15 protein-coding genes are annotated in these 19,531 nt (G+C 66.5%); 12 read left to right on the forward strand and 3 right to left on the reverse strand.

Annotation, left to right across the window (positions count from 1 at the left end; all coding sequences use genetic code 11):
- Positions 1 to 33 precede the first annotated feature (33 nt).
- Positions 34 to 2,025, reverse strand: coding sequence for a propionate catabolism operon regulatory protein PrpR (gene prpR / locus ACIGJB_RS08550; RefSeq protein ID WP_483729459.1), 1,992 nt, complete (start codon positions 2,023 to 2,025; stop codon positions 34 to 36).
- A 255-nt stretch (positions 2,026 to 2,280) separates the two neighbouring features.
- Here prpR and prpB point away from each other — a divergent pair, with 255 nt between their 5' ends.
- From prpB to ACIGJB_RS08580, 6 genes are all read left to right on the forward strand, one after another.
- On the forward strand, positions 2,281 to 3,189 hold the full coding sequence (gene prpB, locus ACIGJB_RS08555) for a methylisocitrate lyase (RefSeq protein ID WP_483729460.1): 909 nt from the start codon (positions 2,281 to 2,283) through the stop codon (positions 3,187 to 3,189).
- A 34-nt stretch (positions 3,190 to 3,223) separates the two neighbouring features.
- Positions 3,224 to 4,378: a bifunctional 2-methylcitrate synthase/citrate synthase gene (gene prpC, locus ACIGJB_RS08560; RefSeq protein ID WP_483729461.1), complete on the forward strand. Its 1,155-nt coding sequence runs from the start codon at positions 3,224 to 3,226 to the stop codon at positions 4,376 to 4,378.
- 89 nt (positions 4,379 to 4,467) lie between these two features.
- On the forward strand, positions 4,468 to 7,080 hold the full coding sequence (gene acnD / locus ACIGJB_RS08565; RefSeq protein ID WP_483729462.1) for a Fe/S-dependent 2-methylisocitrate dehydratase AcnD: 2,613 nt from the start codon (positions 4,468 to 4,470) through the stop codon (positions 7,078 to 7,080).
- 69 nt (positions 7,081 to 7,149) lie between these two features.
- Complete coding sequence (gene prpF, locus ACIGJB_RS08570; protein ID WP_483729463.1) at positions 7,150 to 8,343, forward strand: 2-methylaconitate cis-trans isomerase PrpF; 1,194 nt, start codon at positions 7,150 to 7,152, stop codon at positions 8,341 to 8,343.
- A gap of 311 nt (positions 8,344 to 8,654) precedes the next feature.
- Positions 8,655 to 9,776 carry an asparaginase gene (locus tag ACIGJB_RS08575; protein WP_483711424.1) on the forward strand — a complete coding sequence of 374 codons (1,122 nt, stop codon included), beginning with the start codon at positions 8,655 to 8,657 and terminating at the stop codon, positions 9,774 to 9,776.
- 340 nt (positions 9,777 to 10,116) lie between these two features.
- Positions 10,117 to 11,295 carry an MFS transporter gene (locus tag ACIGJB_RS08580; RefSeq protein WP_483729464.1) on the forward strand — a complete coding sequence of 393 codons (1,179 nt, stop codon included), beginning with the start codon at positions 10,117 to 10,119 and terminating at the stop codon, positions 11,293 to 11,295.
- A gap of 42 nt (positions 11,296 to 11,337) precedes the next feature.
- Here ACIGJB_RS08580 and ACIGJB_RS08585 read toward each other — a convergent pair whose 3' ends face one another.
- Positions 11,338 to 12,291, reverse strand: a complete 954-nt coding sequence (locus tag ACIGJB_RS08585) for a LysR family transcriptional regulator (protein ID WP_483729465.1) — start codon at positions 12,289 to 12,291, stop codon at positions 11,338 to 11,340.
- Between the two features lie 254 nt (positions 12,292 to 12,545).
- On the opposite strand from ACIGJB_RS08585, the gene ACIGJB_RS08590 reads away from it, so the two are divergent.
- Positions 12,546 to 13,484: a tripartite tricarboxylate transporter substrate-binding protein gene (locus tag ACIGJB_RS08590; RefSeq protein WP_483732289.1), complete on the forward strand. Its 939-nt coding sequence runs from the start codon at positions 12,546 to 12,548 to the stop codon at positions 13,482 to 13,484.
- Between the two features lie 29 nt (positions 13,485 to 13,513).
- Entirely contained in the window at positions 13,514 to 14,599 is a 1,086-nt protein-coding gene (locus ACIGJB_RS08595; RefSeq protein ID WP_483729466.1) for a maleylacetate reductase, read from the forward strand.
- Between the two features lie 21 nt (positions 14,600 to 14,620).
- On the opposite strand, the gene ACIGJB_RS08600 is transcribed toward ACIGJB_RS08595, so the two are convergent.
- On the reverse strand, positions 14,621 to 15,535 hold the full coding sequence (locus ACIGJB_RS08600; RefSeq protein WP_483729467.1) for a LysR family transcriptional regulator: 915 nt from the start codon (positions 15,533 to 15,535) through the stop codon (positions 14,621 to 14,623).
- Positions 15,536 to 15,758: 223 nt separating this feature from the next.
- Here ACIGJB_RS08600 and ACIGJB_RS08605 point away from each other — a divergent pair, with 223 nt between their 5' ends.
- Genes ACIGJB_RS08605 through actP form a run of 4 tightly spaced genes read left to right on the forward strand, consistent with a single transcriptional unit; the run spans position 15,759 to position 19,484 of the window.
- The gene (locus tag ACIGJB_RS08605) at positions 15,759 to 16,238 is read left to right on the forward strand and encodes a VOC family protein (RefSeq protein ID WP_483729468.1); all 480 of its coding nucleotides are present in this window, start codon (positions 15,759 to 15,761) and stop codon (positions 16,236 to 16,238) included.
- Positions 16,235 to 17,458 (forward strand): FAD binding domain-containing protein, encoded by a 1,224-nt coding sequence (locus ACIGJB_RS08610; RefSeq protein WP_483729469.1) that lies wholly within the window; start codon positions 16,235 to 16,237, stop codon positions 17,456 to 17,458. The genes ACIGJB_RS08605 and ACIGJB_RS08610 overlap by 4 nt, the downstream gene beginning before the upstream one ends.
- A 32-nt stretch (positions 17,459 to 17,490) precedes the next feature.
- Complete coding sequence (locus tag ACIGJB_RS08615) at positions 17,491 to 17,850, forward strand: DUF485 domain-containing protein (RefSeq protein ID WP_483729470.1); 360 nt, start codon at positions 17,491 to 17,493, stop codon at positions 17,848 to 17,850.
- Entirely contained in the window at positions 17,847 to 19,484 is a 1,638-nt protein-coding gene (gene actP / locus ACIGJB_RS08620; protein WP_483729471.1) for a cation/acetate symporter ActP, read from the forward strand. The genes ACIGJB_RS08615 and actP overlap by 4 nt, the downstream gene beginning before the upstream one ends.
- Positions 19,485 to 19,531 lie beyond the last annotated feature (47 nt).

Consider the following 19,531-nt stretch of genomic DNA (forward strand, 5'->3'; position numbering starts at 1 on the left):
TCATTTCGCCCTTAGTTCGCCCTTAGTTCGCCCTCAGTCCGCCTTGAGTCGCCGCCACAGCGTGGTGGGGCTGATCCCAAGGATATGGCAGGCCGCATTGCGATCGCCACCGCATTCGGCCAGCACCCGGCGGATATGCTCGGTCTCGCTCGCCTGCGCGACACCCGCCAGCGAGCGGCCGACACGGCGCTGAGGGCTACCGCGCGTGGTTTCCTGCGCGGGGATGTCGACGACAATCCGCGCCTCGGGTGCTATCCCCACATCATCGCCGAACAATTCCGGCACCGCGGCATGCAGTTCGCGCTGCAGTTCGGCGGGCTCCAGCGCGCGGCCCGCCACGAGCACGGCAATGCGCTCGGTGACGTTTTCCAGTTCACGGATATTGCCGGGCCAGTGGTAGCCAGCCAGGCGCAGGCTAGCGACTTCCGGCAGGCCCTCCTGATGCTCCAGCCCCAAACGTTCCAGCGCGCGCCGGTAGAGCAAGTCCGCCAGTTCCGGCAAGTCCCCGGCGCGCTCGCGCAGCGGCGGCACCTCGATGCGCAGGATGTTGAGCCGGTAGTAAAGGTCCTGGCGGAAGCTGCCTTCGCGTACGCGCTGCGCGAGATCGCGGTGCGTGGCGGCGATGATGCGCACGTTGACCGGCACGGCCTCGAGCCCGCCGATCGGCAGCACCTGCTTTTCCTGCAGCACACGCAGCAGTCGCGTCTGCAGCGCCAGTGGCATGTCGCCAACCTCGTCAAGGAACAGCGTGCCGTTGTGGGCCGACTCGAACAGGCCCGCCTTGCCGCCGCGCCGCGCGCCGGTGAACGCGCCCTCTTCGTAGCCGAACAATTCGCTTTCGAGCAGCGCCTCGGGGAACGCCGCGCAGTTGACGGCCACGAACGGGAACGCGCGGCGCGGGCTGGCGTCGTGCATGCCCTGCGCCAGCACCTCCTTGCCGGTGCCGCTCTCGCCGCCGATCAGCACGGTGGAATCGACGGCCGCATAACGCCGCGCCAGATCGCGCAAGTGCGCCATGGCATCCGAGGTGCCAGCGAGGTCTTCCAGGCTGTAGCGCACCCCGGGCAGCCGCGTGCGGCTGCGCGAGCGCAGGTTGCGGTCCACGCGCTGGATGGCGGTGGCGTCCTGCAGGGTCAGCAGCGCACCCGTGGTGCCCGACTCGTTGACGAGCGGGATGCGGTTGACCACGACCATGCGGTCGCCCACTTTCTGGATCGCCTCGAGTTCCTTCGCGCCGCTCTGGATCACGTCATCCAGCGACAGGCCGGGCGACAGCGCCTGCAGTTTGCGTCCGACCGCACTCGCGGCCGGTGTGCCGAGGAAACGCTCCATCGCCGGGTTGAATGACTGGATGCGGCCTTCGCCGTCGACCGCGGCCACGCCCTCGTTCAGGTGCGCAAGTATGTTATTGACATAGTCGCGCCGCCCGGACTCGATGCGCCGCAGGCGTGCCGCCTCGATGGCATCCTCCAGCGCCATGCGCACGGAATTGCCCGAGTACAGGAACACGCCGATCAGGCCGAGCCGGTCCGCCAGGTCGGTCACCAGGCCGGGGCCAACCACCACTTTCACGCCTTCCTGCTTGAGCGTCTGCACGCGCGCGGTGGCATCGTCCTCGGTCAGATAGGTATACGCGGGGATCGACAGAGAAAACGCGCGCGTGAATTCGTCGACCTCGGCGTACGTGGACGCGTGCGTCACGAGCGCCACATGGGGCGAGATGCGCCGAGCGGTCGACAAGGCGCTCATCACGTCGAAGCCGGTCACCTTGACCAGCACGACCGGAAGATCCACGTGCTGGCGCAGGTAGGCGCCATTGGAACCGCCCGAGACCACGACGTCGAGCTTGCCTTCGCGCGCCTCGCGCCGAATGGCGTCGGCCGCGGAGTCGTAGGCGCGGCCGACGATGCGGAACTCGGCCAGGTGGGAATAGGCGGGAATCAGTTCCGCGAAGGCGCGCTGCAGGCGGCTGATGCCCAGCGCCCAGATGCGCGGCAGGCCGGAAGGAGAGGCGGAGGGTGTCATGGTGCTTCGACGGTAAAGTGCTGCTATTGTGCCCGCGGCGGATATGAATTTCAATCGTGAAATTCGAATTCCATGCATGCAATGCAACAGTGTAATGAAATGCCTTTCAGCGTCTTGGGCGCCCACCGTTTGTATGCAAATTATCCATAAAATCAGTCGGTTAAGAACGCATACCAAGTTCGCCCGAAGGGCTGGCATACCCCTTGCATTATTGGTCCCGTTCCTTCATTGCCCCTGACAACGAGACACCGCACCATGACCTATTCCGCATCCGACCTGGCCCGCTCGGCCGGCGCCCGCTTCCGCCAGGCCCTGGCCGAAGAGCATCCGCTGCAAGTGGTGGGCACCATCAACGCCAACCACGCCCTGCTGGCCAAGCGCGCTGGCTACCGCGCCATCTACTTGTCGGGCGGCGGCGTGGCCGCGGGCTCGCTGGGCCTGCCCGACCTGGGCATCTCGGGCCTGGAAGACGTGCTGATCGACGTGCGCCGCATCAGCGACGTATGCGATGTGCCGCTGCTGGTCGATGTCGACACCGGCTTCGGTTCGTCGGCCTTCAACGTGGCCCGCACCACCCGCTCGCTGATCAAGGCCGGCGCCGGCGCCATGCATATTGAAGACCAGGTCGGCGCCAAGCGCTGCGGCCATCGTCCGAACAAGGAAATCGTCACGCAGGGCGAGATGGTCGACCGCATCAAGGCTGCCGTCGATGCGCGTATCGACGAGAACTTCGTGATCATGGCGCGCACCGACGCGCTGGCCGTGGAAGGCCTGGACAGCGCCATCGAGCGCGCCGTGGCGTGCGTCGAGGCAGGCGCCGACGCGATCTTCCCGGAAGCCATGACCGACCTGGCCATGTACCGCAAGTTCGTGGATGCGGTGAAGGTGCCGGTGCTGGCCAACATCACCGAATTCGGCGCCACGCCGCTGTTCACCACCGACGAACTGGCCGGCTCCGGCGTGTCGATGGTCCTGTACCCGCTGTCGGCCTTCCGCGCGATGAACAAGGCCGCCGAGAACGTCTACACCGCCATCCGCCGCGACGGCACCCAGAAGAACGTGGTCGACACCATGCAGACGCGCTCGGAACTCTACGAGAGCATCGGTTACCACGCCTACGAACAGAAACTCGACGCCCTGTTTGCACAGGGCAAGGCCAAGTAAGGCCAGCCGAACCGTACCTCACAAGGAGACCCTGATGTCCGAAGCACAACCGATCGCCACCCCGAAGCCCAAGAAGTCCGTTGCCCTGTCGGGCGTGACCGCCGGTAACACCGCCCTGTGCACGGTCGGCCGTACCGGCAACGACCTGCACTACCGCGGCTATGACATCCTGGACGTGGCCGACGCCTGCGAGTTCGAGGAAATCGCCCACCTGCTGGTCCACGGCAAGCTGCCGAACCAGGCCGAACTGGCCGCCTACAAGACCAAGCTGAAGTCGCTGCGCGGCCTGCCCGCCAACGTCAAGGCCGCGCTCGAATGCGTGCCGGCCTCGGCCCACCCGATGGACGTGATGCGCACCGGCGTGTCGGTGCTGGGCACCGTGCTGCCGGAGAAGGACGACCACAACACCCCAGGCGCGCGCGACATCGCCGACCAGCTGATGGCCAGCCTGGGCTCGATGCTGCTGTACTGGTACCACTTCAGCCACAACGGCCGCCGCATCGAAGTCGAAACCGATGATGACTCCATCGGCGCCCACTTCCTGCACCTGCTGCACGGCAAGAAGCCGTCGGCCCAGTGGGAACGCGCGATGCACACCTCGATGATCCTGTACGCGGAGCACGAGTTCAACGCATCGACCTTCACCGGCCGCGTGATCGCCGGCACGGGCTCGGACATGCACTCGGCCATCTGCGGCGCGATCGGCGCGCTGCGCGGCCCGAAGCACGGCGGCGCCAATGAAGTGGCCTTCGAGATCCAGAAGCGCTACGACAACGCCGACGAAGCCGAAGCGGATATCCGCCGCCGCGTTGAAAACAAGGAAGTCGTGATCGGCTTCGGCCATCCGGTGTACACCATCGCCGACCCGCGCAACCAGGTGATCAAGGCCACCGCGCGCGAACTGTCGAAGGAAGCCGGCTCGATGAAGATGTTCGACATCGCCGAGCGCCTGGAAACGGTGATGTGGGACATCAAGAAGATGTTCCCGAACCTGGACTGGTTCAGCGCCGTGAGCTACCACATGATGGGCGTGCCGACCGCGATGTTCACGCCGCTGTTCGTGATCGCGCGTACGTCGGGCTGGGCTGCGCACATCATCGAGCAGCGCATCGATAACAAGATCATCCGCCCGAGCGCCAACTACACTGGTCCTGAGAACCTGGAGTTCGTGCCGATCGAGAAGCGTTGATCACATCGCGCTGACTGGGGAACGTGGATCGGGGCGCATGCGCTCTGCTCCACGCGTCCTTGTGCATTACCTGTATTCCTCCCCACGCCATGAACACTGCACACCGCAAACCACTGCCGGGCACCAAGCTGGATTTCTTTGACGCGCGCGAAGCCGTCGAGGCAATCCAGCCGGGTGCCTATGACAAGCTGCCCTACACGTCGCGCGTGCTGGCCGAGAACCTGGTGCGCCGCTGCGACCCGGCCACGCTGACCGATTCGCTGAAACAGCTCATCGAGCGCAAGCGCGAGCTGGATTTCCCGTGGTTCCCCGCGCGCGTGGTCTGCCATGACATCCTTGGCCAGACCGCGCTGGTGGACCTGGCCGGCCTGCGCGACGCCATTGCCGACCAGGGCGGCGACCCCGCCAAGGTCAACCCCGTGGTGCCGGTGCAGCTGATCGTCGACCACTCGCTGGCCGTGGAGTGTGGCGGCTTCGACCCGGACGCATTCGCCAAGAACCGCGCCATCGAGGATCGCCGCAACGAAGACCGCTTCGACTTCATCAACTGGACCAAGAAGGCCTTCGAGAACGTCGACGTGATTCCCCCGGGCAACGGCATCATGCACCAGATCAATCTGGAGAAGATGTCGCCGGTGATCCATGCCGACAAGGGCGTGGCTTATCCCGATACCTGCGTCGGCACTGACAGCCACACCCCGCACGTCGACGCGCTGGGCGTGATCGCGATCGGCGTGGGCGGCCTGGAAGCCGAGAACGTCATGCTGGGCCGCGCCTCGTGGATGCGCCTGCCCGACATCGTCGGCGTGGAACTGACCGGCAAGCGCCAGCCTGGTATCACCGCCACTGACATCGTGCTGGCCCTGACCGAATTCCTGCGCAAGGAAAAGGTCGTCGGCGCCTACCTGGAATTCCGTGGCGAAGGTGCCTCCAGCCTGACGCTGGGCGACCGCGCCACGATCTCCAACATGGCCCCGGAATATGGCGCCACGGCCGCGATGTTCTTCATCGACAACCAGACGCTGGACTACCTGCGCCTGACCGGCCGCGAAGACGAGCAAGTCAAGCTGGTCGAGACCTATGCGAAGACCGCCGGCCTGTGGGCCGACTCGCTGAACAAGGCCGAGTACGAGCGCGTGCTGAAGTTCGACCTGTCGAGCGTCGTGCGCAACATGGCCGGCCCGTCGAACCCGCACAAGCGCCTGCCGACTTCCGCACTGGCCGAGCGCGGCATCGCCGTCGACCTGGACAAGGCCCAGGCGCAGGAAGCCGAAGGCCTGATGCCTGATGGCGCCGTCATCATCGCCGCCATCACCAGTTGCACCAACACCAGCAACCCGCGCAACGTGATTGCCGCCGCCTTGCTGGCGCGCAACGCCAACGCGCGCGGCCTGACCCGCAAGCCGTGGGTGAAGTCGTCGCTGGCCCCGGGATCGAAGGCCGTCGAGCTTTACCTGGAAGAATCGAAGCTGCTGCCGGACCTGGAAGCGCTCGGCTTCGGCATCGTTGCCTTCGCCTGCACGACCTGCAACGGCATGTCGGGCGCGCTCGATCCGAAGATCCAGCAGGAAATCATCGACCGCGACCTGTACGCTACGGCCGTGCTGTCGGGCAACCGAAACTTCGACGGCCGCATCCACCCGTACGCCAAGCAGGCCTTCCTGGCTTCGCCGCCGCTGGTTGTGGCCTACGCCATCGCCGGCACCATGCGCTTCGACATCGAGCGCGATGTGCTGGGCACCGACAAGGAAGGCACGCCGGTGTACCTGAAGGACATCTGGCCGAGCGACGAAGAGATCGACGCCATCGTCGCGCAAAGCGTGAAGCCGGAGCAGTTCCGCAAGGTCTACGAGCCGATGTTTGCAATCACCGCGCAAAGCGGCGAGCAAATCAGCCCGCTGTACGACTGGCGCGCACAGAGCACGTACATCCGCCGTCCGCCGTACTGGGAAGGCGCGCTGGCCGGCGAACGCACGCTCAAGGGCCTGCGTCCGCTGGCAGTGCTCGGCGACAACATCACCACCGATCACCTGTCGCCGTCGAACGCGATCCTGGCCAACAGCGCCGCGGGTGAATACCTCGCCAAGATGGGCCTGCCGGAGGAGGACTTCAACTCCTACGCAACGCACCGCGGCGACCACCTGACCGCGCAGCGCGCAACGTTTGCCAACCCGACGCTGATCAACGAAATGGCCGTGGTCGACGGCCAGGTCAAGAAGGGTTCGCTGGCACGCGTGGAACCGGAAGGCAAGGTCGTGCGCATGTGGGAAGCCATCGAGACCTACATGGACCGCAAGCAGCCGCTGATCATCGTCGCGGGTGCGGACTATGGCCAGGGCTCGTCGCGCGACTGGGCCGCCAAGGGCGTGCGCCTGGCAGGCGTGGAAGTGATCGTCGCCGAAGGCTTCGAGCGCATCCACCGCACCAACCTGATCGGCATGGGCGTGCTGCCGCTGGAGTTCAAGCCGGGCGTGAACCGCCTGACGTTGGGCCTGGACGGCACCGAGACCTACGACGTGACCGGCGAGCGCCAGCCGCGTGCCGATCTGACACTGGTGATCCACCGCCGCAACGGCGAACGCGTGGAAGTGCCGGTGACGTGCCGCCTGGACAGCGACGAGGAAGTGTCGATCTACGAAGCCGGCGGCGTGCTGCAGCGCTTCGCGCAGGACTTCCTTGAATCCGCGAAAGCAGCTGCTTAAGGTAGCGAGATGAGCGGGCGGTGCGGCAACGTACCGCCCGCCGCAGTTTTGACCAGGACAAAGACTTCCATGGCCCACGTACCCCAGATCAAGATTCCCGCCACCTATATCCGCGGTGGCACCAGCAAGGGCGTGTTCTTCCGCCTGCAAGACCTGCCCGCGACCGCGCAGGTCCCCGGCAAGGCGCGCGATGCGCTGCTGATGCGCGTGATCGGCAGCCCGGATCCGTACGGCAAGCAGATCGACGGCATGGGCGCCGCCACGTCGAGCACCAGCAAGACCGTGATCGTGTCAAAGAGCAGCCGCCCGGACCACGACGTCGACTACCTGTTCGGCCAGGTCTCGATCGACCAGCCCTTTGTCGACTGGAGCGGCAACTGCGGCAACCTGTCGGCCGCCGTCGGCCCGTTCGCGATCAGCGGCGGCCTTGTCGATGCATCGCGCGTGCCGCAGAACGGCACGGCTGTCGTACGCATCTGGCAGGCGAACATCGGCAAGACCATCATCGCCCACGTGCCCATCACCAATGGTGAAGTACAGGAAACCGGCGACTTCGAACTGGATGGTGTGACCTTCCCCGCCGCCGAAGTCCAGCTCGAATTCATGGACCCCGCCGCCGACGAAGAAGGCGATGGCGGCGGAGCGATGTTCCCGACCGGCAACCTGGTCGACGACCTCGAAGTGCCGGGCGTCGGCACGTTCAAGGCGACCATGATCAATGCCGGCATCCCGACGATCTTCGTCAATGCGGAAGCCATCGGCTACACCGGCACCGAACTGCAGGACGCCATCAACGGCGACCCGAAGGCGCTGGCAATGTTCGAGACCATCCGCGCCTACGGCGCCGTGCGCATGGGCCTGATCAAGAACGTCGACGAAGCCGCCAAGCGCCAGCACACGCCGAAGGTCGCCTTCGTCGCCAAGCCGAAGGACTATGTCGCGTCCAGCGGCAAGCCGGTCGGCGCCGGCGACGTGGACCTGCTGGTACGCGCGCTGTCGATGGGCAAGCTGCACCATGCCATGATGGGCACGGCAGCCGTGGCCATCGGTACCGCGGCGGCGATTCCGGGCACGCTGGTCAACCTGGCGGCCGGTGGCGGCGAACGCAATGCGGTCCGCTTCGGCCATCCGTCGGGCACGCTGCGCGTGGGCGCCGAAGCCAGCCAGTCCAACGGCGACTGGACCGTCACCAAGGCCATCATGAGCCGCAGCGCCCGGGTGCTGATGGAAGGCTGGGTACGCGTACCGGGCGACGCGTTCTGATGTGTGCCGGGACCCGTTCCCGGCGGCAGGCTGCCACGCGGCCTGCCTGATACCACGCGCCCCCGCCCTGGACGCTGCCGCATGACCCACTCGCCTTTTATGTGAGTTGAGTTATCAAGATACCCGGGTCATGCCGAATCGGCATAACCCGGGTATCGCCCCTTCCCGCCAGAATTTCTCCTCCCTTATAGTGGCAGCCGCTGTCGACAGCGGCCCTGAAACCCAGGCCCTGCCCGGCAGTCACTGACCAGATATGGACGGCGGCGTCCTGCCCAAAAGGCACGCCATGCCGCTCCGCCACGAGGAGAATCATGAAACGCTTTGCCCGCACTACGACGCTCGCCGCCGCCCTGCTTGCCGCCAGCCTGATCACCGGTACCGCCCACGCCCAGCTTGCTCCGGCCGCACAGCCATCGGCCACGCCGGGGACCCAGGCAGAGGCCCGCAAGGCCAATATCGTCATCATTGGCACGGGTGGCACCATCGCTGGCGCCGGTGCATCGGCTACCAACACGGCGGCCTATCAGTCCGCGGTGGTGCCGGTCGACAAGATCATCGCCTCGGTGCCGGAGATCTCGAAGGTCGCCAACGTCAAGGGCGAGCAGATTTTCCAGATCGGTTCGGAGAGCTTCAACAACGAGCGTCTGCTGAAGCTCGGCAAGCGTGTTTCGGAACTGCTCAAGCAGCCTGACGTGGATGGCATCGTCATCACCCACGGCACCGACACCATCGAGGAAACGGCCTACTTCCTGAACCTGACGCTCAAGAGCGACAAGCCCGTGGTGGTGGTCGGCTCAATGCGCCCCGGTACGGCGCTGGGCGCCGATGGCGCGCTGAACCTGTACGACGCCGTGGTGGTGGCTTCCAATCCGGCATCCCGGGGCAAAGGCACGCTGGCCGTGCTGAACGACGAAATCCACACCGGCCGCGATGTGACCAAGAGCAACACATTCAAGGCCGAGACCTTCCGCTCGCCGTTTGGTCCGCTCGGCTATGTGGTGGAAGGCCGCACGCTGTTCTACCGCCTGCCTGCCCGTCCGCACACCACGCAGACCGAGTTCGACATCGACAAGATCGACAAGCTGCCTGAAGTGGCCGTGGTCTATGCCTATGGCAACGTGAACCCGGCAAGCATCGATGCCGCGGTGAAGAACGGCGCCAAGGCCATCGTATATGCCGCCACCGGCAACGGCAGCGTCGGCGACTACATGGTCGAGCCGCTGAAGGCCGCGCGCGCCAAGGGCGTGCAGATCGTGCGCGCGTCGCGGACCGGCAGCGGCGTCGTGGTCCGCAATGCCGAGCAGCCGGACGACAAGTACGACTGGGTCGTTACGGATGACCAGCTGCCGCAGAAGGCGCGCATCCTGACCGCGCTGGCGCTTACCAAGACCAACGACAGCAAGGTACTGCAGCAGATCATGTGGAAGTACTGAATTCCTCGGGCCACAAGCCCAAGGTTTTAACTTGTTGCCAGCGTCTCAGGCCTGGCAGCAGATGACGCGCCGGAGAATCCGGCGCGTTTTTGTTTTGGGTTTTCTTGCCTGTCAGTTAATTGCGTTAATAGAGTTGGGAAGGCCCTGTGCGTGGCCCCACGCCGCCAGCCTTACATCGGTCGGATCCCATTTGGCGCCATGCCGGCATGGCTGGCGTTGCGCGCCGTGCAACGCTGACTTGCTTCCCGATGTGATTCAACTCGCGCCCACCGCCCCCTAAGCTTCGAGCGTCGCAACTGAACCGATACCCGAAGCCATGAACTCCGCAAATTCCCCGGGCATGAACGCCCTCCCCCATGCGGCCGCCCCGATGTCCGGCGCGCTGGTTGCACTGTTTTCGCTGTGCGCCGGCGTGCTGGTCGCCAACCTGTACTACGCCCAGCCCATCATCGAGATGATTGCTCCGGCGGTGGGCCTGTCCGCCCAAAGCGCCAGCGTGATCGTGTCGCTGACCCAGATCGGCTACGCCATCGGCCTGTTCTTCCTGGTGCCGCTGGCCGACCTGCATGAAAACCGTCGCCTGCTGACTATCAGCGGCGTGGCGGCGATGGCCAGCCTGGTGGGGGCTGCCACGGCTTCGCAGCCGGGCGTGTTCCTGCTGGTATCGCTGCTGCTGGGCCTGAGTTCGGTCAGCGTGCAGATCCTGATTCCGCTGGCTGCGCACCTGGCGCCCGAAGCGCTGCGCGGGCGCACCGTCGGCACGATCATGGGCGGCCTGCTTTCCGGCATCCTGCTGTCGCGTCCGCTGTCGAGCCTGCTGGCACAGTACCTCGGCTGGCGCGCCGTCTTCTATGTCGCCGCCGCGATGACACTGGCGACGGTTGTGATCATCGCCACGACACTGCCGCGCCGCACGCCCCAGCATCGCGCCACGTACGCAAGCCTGATCTCGTCGCTGTGGCACCTGCTGGCGCGCTACCCCGTGTTGCGCCAGCGCTCGCTGTACCAGGGCCTGCTGTTCGCGGCATTCAGCCTGTTCTGGACCGCCGCGCCGCTGGAGCTGGCGGGCCGCTACGGGCTGTCGCAATCGCAGATCGGCATCTTCGCCCTGGTCGGCGCGCTGGGTGCGATCGCCGCGCCGGTGGCCGGGCGCCTGGCCGACGCGGGCCACACCCGCATGGCGTCCTACGCGGCGATGATCGCGGCAGCGCTCAGCTTTATTCCAGGGATGGCCGGCGGCGCAGGCGGCGTGTACTGGCTGGCACTGACTGGCATCGTGCTCGACTTCGCCGTGCAGATGAACATGGTGCTGGGTCAGCGTGCCATCTATGCCCTCGATGCCGCCAGCCGTGGACGCCTGAATGCGCTGTACATGACTGCCATCTTTGCCGGCGGCGCGATCGGCTCCGCACTGGCCAGCACGCTTTATACGCAGTTCGGCTGGACCGGCATCGTGGTTGCCGGCAGCGGGCTGGGGCTCGTCTCGCTGGTAGCGCTTGCCCTCGCAGCACGGCGCTGAGAAAGCCCAGTCTTGTATCGTTTCAACCGGAGGCCGACCCGCTCAGGCAGCGTCCCGCCCGGCGGGTCCTCCGGCACGCGTCATCGCGACCTGCCAGCCGGGCGGGGAGCCGATGCTGTCGAGCAAGTGCGCGGAAAATGCCCTGAGCTTGGCCGACGCACGCGGCGCGGCGCGCACCAGGTAGATCCCGCCTTGCGCTTGCGGCAGCAGACCGTCCAGCAGCAACTCCACCAGGCGGCCGGCGCCAATGTCTTCGCCGACGGACCAGTCGGGCATCAGGGCAATGCCAAGACCTTGCAGTACCGACAGCCGGCGCGCGTCGCAGTCATCACACTCCAGCGCGAAGGCCGCGCTGGCGGCATGGGCGGGCGCCAGCAGTTCGCGCCAGCCGCGCATGCTCGTGCTGTGGCCGCGGTCGATCAGCCGGTGATGCGCCAGCTCCTGTGCATGCACCGGACGCCCGTGGGCCTGAAGATAAGCCGGCGTCGCGCAGACGATGTAGCGCTGGCTGGCAACGCTACGGGCGATCAGTTTGCTGTCGGCCTGCTGCCCGACTCGGATGACCAGGTCGAAGCGCTCCAGCACCGGGTCCACGACACGGTCGGTCAATTCCAGCTCTACGGTGAGCTCCGGATATTGCGCATAGAGGCTGCCGAGGTGCGGCACCACATGGCGCCGCGCGAACGCCGGCAGGCAGGCAACGCGAAGCCTGCCGCTGACGCCCTGCTCCAGCGCGGTCACGGCGTCGCGGGTTTCGGCCAGTTCCTGCAGGATGCGCGTCGCGCGGTCGAACAGCAGGTCCCCCGCGTCGGTGCGCACCAGGGCGCGCGTAGAACGCGTGAACAACGCCACGCCCATTTCGCGCTCCAGCGTATCGACCTGTCTAGACACCGACGAGGCCACTTGCCCCCGGCGCCGGGCCACGGCGGAAAAGCTGCCGGCGCGCGCCACATCGACGAAGGTGGCCAGGTTCTCGGCAAAGCGGATAAAGTCCATCTATGCGTTTCCCGCAAAAGCATTGCGCGGGAGCGAAGGCTTCCCGTGGGCATGGCTTGCCCATAGTATCGATACGACAGACCGCCTCGCAAGCCTTTTTGCATGAAATGCAAAGAAGAAGGCGCCCGCGACCGGCAGAACGGACACGAACCGATCGGAAGGTGCCAACCATGGAGACAAGTTTCACGATGACCAAGGCTCTCGACTCCCTCGTTCACGCTGTGTGCGAACGCAGCCGGAAAACAACCGTGCTGATGCTGACGCTTGCCGGCGCGCTGGCGCCAGGGCTTGCAAGCGCGGACACCTGGCCTGCGAAGCCGGTCACGATCATTGTCCCCTACGCAGCCGGCGGCACGGTCGACAAGGTCGCGCGCCAGATCCAGGAAGGCCTGCGTACGCGACTGGCCCAGACCGTGGTGATCGACAACCGTGCCGGTGCCGGTGGCACGATCGGCACCGGGCAGATCGCGCGCAGCGCGGCGGACGGCTACACCGTTGGCATGGTGTTCGACAGCTTTGCCACCGAGCCGCACATCTACCCAAAGCTGCCGTATGCATCGCATCGCGACCTGACGGGCGTTTCCTACCTGGTGCGCGCGCCGATGGTGCTGGTGGTCCCGGCAGCCTCGCCGTACAAGACCGTGCAGGACTACGTGGCCGCGGCACGCGTGCCGAACACGGTGGCGTATGCCTCCGTCGGCAGCGGCAGCTCGAACCAGCTGGTGGCCGAAGCGTTCCATGAAGCGGCCGGCACCACGGGCATCCATACGCCGTACAAGGGCGGCGGCCCGGCCATCAATGACCTGCTCGGCGGCCATGTCGATTCGATGATTGCCAGCCTGCCGCTGGTCCTCCCCTACGTGCAGGCCGGCAAGCTGCGCGCGCTGGCCGTGACGTCGCGCCAGCGCGACGCCAGGCTGCCCGCGGTGCCGGCGGTCTCCGAGTCGTACAAGGGCTTCGAGGCGTATTCGTGGGTCGCGATGATCGCGCCGGCAAAGGTTCCGCCGGCAGTGCTGGGCAAACTCGGCACGGCCATGACTGCGACGCTGCGCGACCCGGCGATCGCAAAGCAACTGACGGACGGCGGCTTCGAAGTGGTGGCCGGCGACGCGCAACAGACCAACAAGCTGATCCAGGAAGAGTCGGCGCGCTGGGGGCGGTTGATCAAGGCCCGCCACATCGCAGCCGACTGACGTCCGTGCACCCTGACCGATATCGAGCCATGCTTCCGTTTGCCTACCAGACTTACCCGCAACGCATCGTCTTTGGCTCCGGCAGCCTGGCACGGCTCGACGAAGAAGCCGAGACGCTGGGCGTGCGCCGTGTCCTTGTGCTTTGCACGCCGGGCCAGCGCAGGCTGGCCGAACGCGCGGCCGCCGGGCTCGGCGCACGCAGTGCCGGCATCTTCGACGGTGCCGTGATGCATGTGCCGATCGCCCAGGCCCGCCTTGCCTGCGAGCAAGCGGCGCAGCAAGGCGCCGACTGCACGCTCGCGATCGGCGGCGGCTCGACCATCGGGCTGGCCAAGGCCGTTGCGCTGGAGTCCGGCCTGCCGATCATCGCGGTGCCGACGACCTACGCCGGTTCGGAGATGACGCCGATCTACGGGCTCACCGATGCCGGCCTGAAACGCACGGGGCGCGACGCGCGCGTGGTGCCGCGGACGATCCTCTACGATCCGGACCTGACGATGGCGCTGCCCGTCCCGGTCAGCGTGACCAGCGGCATGAACGCTATCGCCCATGCGGCCGAAGGGCTCTATGCCGCGGACCGCAACCCGGTAAGCCAGTGGATGGCGCGCGAGGGTATCGCCGCCTTTGGCCGCGCCTTGCCGGTCATCGGCGCGGCGACGGCGGACTTCACCGACTCGGCCCTGCGCAACGCACGCAGCGACGCGCTCTATGGCGCCTGGCTGTGCGGCGCCGTGCTCGGCAGCGTGACGGCAGGACTGCATCACAAGCTTTGCCACACGCTGGGCGGGACATTCAACCTGCCCCACGCCGAAGTTCACACAGTGGTGCTGCCCCATGCGCTGGCCTACAACGCCCCGGCCGCGCCGGAGGCCATGGCCACGCTTGCACAAGCACTCGCCGCCGGGGAAGGCAGCGGCCCGCGTGCGGTGTTCGACCTGGCGGCGAAGCTGGGTGCCCCCACCTCGCTGCGCGAACTGGGGCTCTCCGCGGGCGATCTGGACCACGCGTGCGATCTCGCGCTGCGCAACCAGTATCCGAATCCGCGGCCGCTCGAGCGTGACGGCATCCGGCAATTGCTGGAGGACGCATTCGAAGGCAGGCCGCCGTCCGCCTGAACCATCGCGCGGCGCGCGCAGTCAGGGCCGGCGGCGCGTCGGCCCGGGCAGCTCGGCCAGGAATTCCAGGAATGCACCGATTCGCCGCGAGCCGCGCTGGTTCGGAAGATACAGCGCGGAGATCGAGGAACTCGCCAGGTCCGGATTGACCGACCACGCGTCAAACAGCACCGTCAGCCGCTGGTTGTCGATGTCGTCATCGACGAGCCAGTCCGGCAGCAGCCCGATGCCGCCGCCCGCAAGCGCCACATCGCGCAGGACATCGATGTTGTTGCTGCGGAACTGGCCCCTGACGGGCACCCGGGTCTCGGTCTCGCCCTGCCGGAAGGTCCAGACCTGATCGCGCGACCCGTAGCTGAAACGGTTGCAGCGATGGTTGACCAGGTCGTCCGGCTCGGCCGGCATGCCGTGGCTTTCCAGATAGGCGGGGCTGGCCACCACGCGGCGGCGAAACACGCCGATCTCGCGTGCCACCACGTTGTCATAGGATGCCGGGCTGCCCAGCCTAACGGACAGGTCGATCCGTTCGCCCAGCAGGTCGACGATGTCATCGGTCAGCGTCACGTCGAGTTCGACCTGCGGATACTTCGCCAGCCAGCCGCTGAGATGGGGCGCGATGCATTGGCGCCCGAACGCGACGGGCAACGACACACGCAGTTGCCCGACCGGCGCGTCGCCCCGGTCAGCGATCAGCGCGTCGGCCTCCTCGACAGCATCCAGGATGCTTCGGGCGCGCTGGTAGTAAGCGGCGCCGGCCTCGGTGACCGAAACCAGGCGCGTCGAGCGGTTCAGCAGGACCGCGCCAAGCGAATCCTCGAGGCCGTCCAGCGCGCGCGTGACCGACGATGTCGCCAGGTTCAGGCGGCGCGCGGCGGCGGAAAAGCCCTTGGCATCCACGGTCTCCACGAACATCTTCAAAGCCAGCAGCTTGTCCATTGTTTGCCTCAGCGTTCATGCAGTGGCTGCCATTATTGCCGAGCGCGATGGCTTGTGCCGCCGTCGGCACGCTGCTGGACGCGTTTGCAGCGACACCGTCACCCTTCATCGCATCATTCCGGATCAGGGTTAATACCACCCTCCCCGCGCTTGGCCGATCGGGCCTTTCGCCCTATTATTTATCAACCGATCACTGATCGATTGATAACTTAAGGAGACAGCGATGGCACTGACCAGGCTGGCACATTTCTCGATCCGCACCACCGACCTGGAGCGGTCCTGCGCGTTCTACGAGCGCATCCTGGGTTTCCGTCGCGGATACCGCCCACCGTTCGACTTTCCCGGCGCGTGGCTCTACATGGGCGACGACGAACGCGACTACGGCACCGTGCACATCATTGGCGTGGACCCTGATGATCCCTCGGGGCTGTCTGCCTATCTCGGCGACAAGGCCCAGCCTGCATCGGGCACCGGCACGCTGGATCACATCGCCTTCCTGGCCACCGGCGTGCGCGAGATGTGGGCAACCCTGCGCGCCGCCGGGATTGCCTGGCGCGACCGCACCGTTCCAAGCCTCGGCCTGCATCAGGTCTTCCTGGAAGACCCGTCGGGCGTGACGATCGAACTGAACTATCCGGCCAGCGAAGTCGCCGGCCTGGAACTGCCGCACGCGGCGCAATCCACAAACGGAGCCATGGCATGAACCCCGCACTGAACCGAAAACCCAGGGCCATCGTCGTCGGCGGCTCGCTCGGCGGGCTGTTTGCCGCCAACATGCTCTTGCGCGATGGCTGGGACGTCGAGATCTTCGAGCGGACGCCCGAGGCGCTGACGGGTCGCGGCGCCGGCATCGTCACCCACCCCGAGCTGTTCGAGGCGCTCGCCACCGCCGGCGTGGTCATCGACGACAGCATCGGCGTTCGCGTCGAGACCCGCGTGACGCTCTCGCGCGACGGCGGCGCCGTGTCCGAACGCGAGATGCCGCAGACGCTCACGGCATGGGGAAAGATGTACGACGTACTGGCCAAGGCCTTCTCCGGCGTTTACCGCACGGGTGCCATGGTGACCGCCGTGGATTCGCATGCCGACCACGCCGTGGTCACGCTGCAGGACGGATCGACGCATCGCGCCGATCTCGTCATCGCCGCGGACGGCTTCCGTTCCGCCGTGCGCGAACGCCTGCTGCCATCGGTGGGCCTCGAGTATGCGGGCTACATTGCCTGGCGCGGCCTGGTGGACGAGGCGCAGCTTTCTCCCGACACCCATGCCGCCATCTTCGGCAAGTTTGCCTTTTGCCTGCCGCCCCACGAGCAGATCCTGGGCTACCCGGTGGCGGGCGAAGGCAACAGCACCGAACCCGGCCGGCGCCGCTACAACTTCGTGTGGTACCGCGCGACGCGGGAGGACGATCAGCTGCCGGACTTGCTGACGGACGCCACGGGAAAAGTGTGGGTCCATGGCATCCCGCCGGGCCTGATCCGCCCCGATGTGCTGGCCGACATGGAAAGCGCCGCCACCGACCTGCTCGCGCCGCCGTTCGCCGAAGTCGTCGCCAGGACGCCGCAGCCGCTGTTCCAGCCGATCTACGACCTGACCGTGCCGCGCATGGCCTTCGGCCGGATCGCGCTGCTTGGCGATGCCGCCTTTGTCGCGCGTCCGCATTGCGGCATGGGCGTCACCAAGGCGGCCGGCGATGCCATGGCGCTGGTCCGCGCGCTAGGCGGCCACGCGCCGGTCGAAGCCGCGCTAGAACGCTACAGCGCCGAACGCGTGCAAGTCGGCCAGGCCGTCGTCGAGCATGCGCGACATCTTGGCGCGTATATGCAGGCGCAACTCAGGAGCGCGCAGGACCGCGAAATGGCCGAACGCTATCGCACGCCCGAGGCCGTCATGCGCGAAACCGCCGTGTCGCGGCGCTTCTGAATCGTGAACGACAACCACTGGGAGACAACAACATGCCCCAAGCTGCCCCCTGCCCGGCTGGCCTCGGCCTTGCCGTATCCGACACGCCCGTCGTGCCGCACCCGATGCTGAGCGAGCCGGCCTTCGAGCGCCTGCACCGCGTGCGACGGCGCTTCTCATGGTCGCTTACCGCGGCCATGCTGCTGGTCTACTTCGGCTTCATCCTGACCCTGGCCTTCCGGCCGGACCTGCTGGCACAGCCGCTGGTGGCGGGCCGGCCGATGAGCATCGGCATCCCAATCGGCTTCGGCATGTTCGCGTTCACCTTCGCGCTCGTCGCCCTCTACGTGCATCGCAGCAATACCGTCTACGACGGGATGATCGCGGACATCCGCAACGGAGAACCATCATGAAGCGCCTGCTGACCACGGTTGCCGCGCTGGCGGCGACCACCCCGGCCTGGGCCGCCACGCCGCCCGTCGGCCAGGGGCTGAACCTGATCGCGATCGGCATGTTCGTGGCGTTCGTCGCGGCGACGCTTGCCATCACGCGCTGGGCTGCCACGCGCAACCACAGCGTGGCCGATCACTACGCCGCCGGCGGCAAGATCACGGCCATGCAGAATGGCTGGGCCATTGCGGGGGACTACATGTCGGCCGCCTCGCTGCTGGGCATCTCCGCACTGGTCTTTACCAGCGGCTACGATGGCCTGATCTACTCGATCGGTTTCCTGGCAAGCTGGCCGATCATCCTGTTCCTGATCGCCGAACCGCTGCGCAACCTGGGCCGCTATACGCTGGCCGACGTGCTTTCCTACCGTCTCCGGCAGCGTCCGATCCGCGGCTTCTCGGCATCGAGCTCGATCGTGATCGTGCTGCTCTACCTGGTCTCGCAAATGGTGGGCGCGGGCAAGCTGGTCGAGCTGCTGTTCGGGTTCAACTACACGTCTGCGGTCGTGCTGGTGGGCGTCCTGATGGTGGTCTACGTGTTCTTCGGCGGCATGCTGGCCACCACGTGGATCCAGATCATCAAGGCGGTCATGCTGCTGGCCGGGTGCGCGTTCATGGCTTTCATGGTGCTGAGCCGTTTCGGCTTCAGCCTGGACACCTTGTTCGAGCACGCCATCACGGCCCACGGCAAGCATGACGCGATCATGCGCCCGGGCGGCCTGGTTTCCGATCCGGTTTCGGCCGTGTCGCTGGGCATGGCGCTGATCTTCGGCACGGCGGGCCTGCCGCACATCCTGATGCGCTTCTTCACCGTGGCCGACGTCAAGGCCGCGCGCAAGAGCGTGCTCTATGCGACCGGCATCGTCGGCGCTGGCTACGCCATGATCATCGTGATCGGCTTCGGCACGATCGCGCTGGTGGCACCGGACCCGCTCTATCACAACGGCGCGGGCGCGGTGATCGGCGGCGTCAATATGGTGGCCGTGCACCTGGCGCACGCGGTCGGCGGCAATGTTTTCCTCGGCTTTATCTGCGCCGTCTCGTTCTCGACCATTCTCGCGGTCGTGGCGGGGCTGACACTGGCGGGGTCCTCGGCCATCTCGCATGATCTGTATGCGACGGTGATCCGCCAAGGTCAAGCTTCGGACAAGGACGAGATGCGGGTGTCGCGCCTCACCACGCTGGTGCTGGGCGTGCTGTCGATCCTGCTCGGGATCCTGTTCGAGAAGCAGACCATTGCGTTTATCGTCAGCCTCACCTTCTCGATCGCCGCCAGCTCCAATTTCCCCGTCCTGCTGCTGTCGATCTACTGGCGCGGCCTGACCACGCGCGGCGCTGTGCTCGGCGGCATGATGGGGCTTGTGACGGCGGTCGTGCTGACGATCCTCAGCCCCACCGTCTGGGTGCAGGTGCTGGGCCATGCTTCGCCGGTCTATCCGTACGAGTATCCCGCGCTGTTCTCGATGCTGGCGGCATTTGCCGGGATCTATGTGTTCTCGGTCACTGACCGCTCGGCGCGCGGCGCCTGGGAACGGGCCGCCTATCAGAACCAGCGCGTGGACTGCGAACTCGGGATGGGAAGCAAGTCGGCGGGCTAGCGCCGCACGTCCCCAGGCCGACGGGCGGACGCGGACAACCGCGCCTG

The sequence above is a fragment of the Cupriavidus sp. C2SS-8b genome (genome assembly GCF_057073745.1).

What these genes read in the sequence shown, in the direction of transcription:
- prpR (WP_483729459.1), bottom strand. Translation starts at nt 2,025, where the DNA reads ATGACACCCTCCGCCTCTCCTTCCGGCCTGCCGCGCATCTGGGCGCTG.
- prpB (WP_483729460.1), top strand. Translation starts at nt 2,281, where the DNA reads ATGACCTATTCCGCATCCGACCTGGCCCGCTCGGCCGGCGCCCGCTTC.
- prpC (WP_483729461.1), top strand. Translation starts at nt 3,224, where the DNA reads ATGTCCGAAGCACAACCGATCGCCACCCCGAAGCCCAAGAAGTCCGTT.
- acnD (WP_483729462.1), top strand. Translation starts at nt 4,468, where the DNA reads ATGAACACTGCACACCGCAAACCACTGCCGGGCACCAAGCTGGATTTC.
- prpF (WP_483729463.1), top strand. Translation starts at nt 7,150, where the DNA reads ATGGCCCACGTACCCCAGATCAAGATTCCCGCCACCTATATCCGCGGT.
- ACIGJB_RS08575 (WP_483711424.1), top strand. Translation starts at nt 8,655, where the DNA reads ATGAAACGCTTTGCCCGCACTACGACGCTCGCCGCCGCCCTGCTTGCC.
- ACIGJB_RS08580 (WP_483729464.1), top strand. Translation starts at nt 10,117, where the DNA reads ATGAACGCCCTCCCCCATGCGGCCGCCCCGATGTCCGGCGCGCTGGTT.
- ACIGJB_RS08585 (WP_483729465.1), bottom strand. Translation starts at nt 12,291, where the DNA reads ATGGACTTTATCCGCTTTGCCGAGAACCTGGCCACCTTCGTCGATGTG.
- ACIGJB_RS08590 (WP_483732289.1), top strand. Translation starts at nt 12,546, where the DNA reads ATGCTGACGCTTGCCGGCGCGCTGGCGCCAGGGCTTGCAAGCGCGGAC.
- ACIGJB_RS08595 (WP_483729466.1), top strand. Translation starts at nt 13,514, where the DNA reads ATGCTTCCGTTTGCCTACCAGACTTACCCGCAACGCATCGTCTTTGGC.
- ACIGJB_RS08600 (WP_483729467.1), bottom strand. Translation starts at nt 15,535, where the DNA reads ATGGACAAGCTGCTGGCTTTGAAGATGTTCGTGGAGACCGTGGATGCC.
- ACIGJB_RS08605 (WP_483729468.1), top strand. Translation starts at nt 15,759, where the DNA reads ATGGCACTGACCAGGCTGGCACATTTCTCGATCCGCACCACCGACCTG.
- ACIGJB_RS08610 (WP_483729469.1), top strand. Translation starts at nt 16,235, where the DNA reads ATGAACCCCGCACTGAACCGAAAACCCAGGGCCATCGTCGTCGGCGGC.
- ACIGJB_RS08615 (WP_483729470.1), top strand. Translation starts at nt 17,491, where the DNA reads ATGCCCCAAGCTGCCCCCTGCCCGGCTGGCCTCGGCCTTGCCGTATCC.
- actP (WP_483729471.1), top strand. Translation starts at nt 17,847, where the DNA reads ATGAAGCGCCTGCTGACCACGGTTGCCGCGCTGGCGGCGACCACCCCG.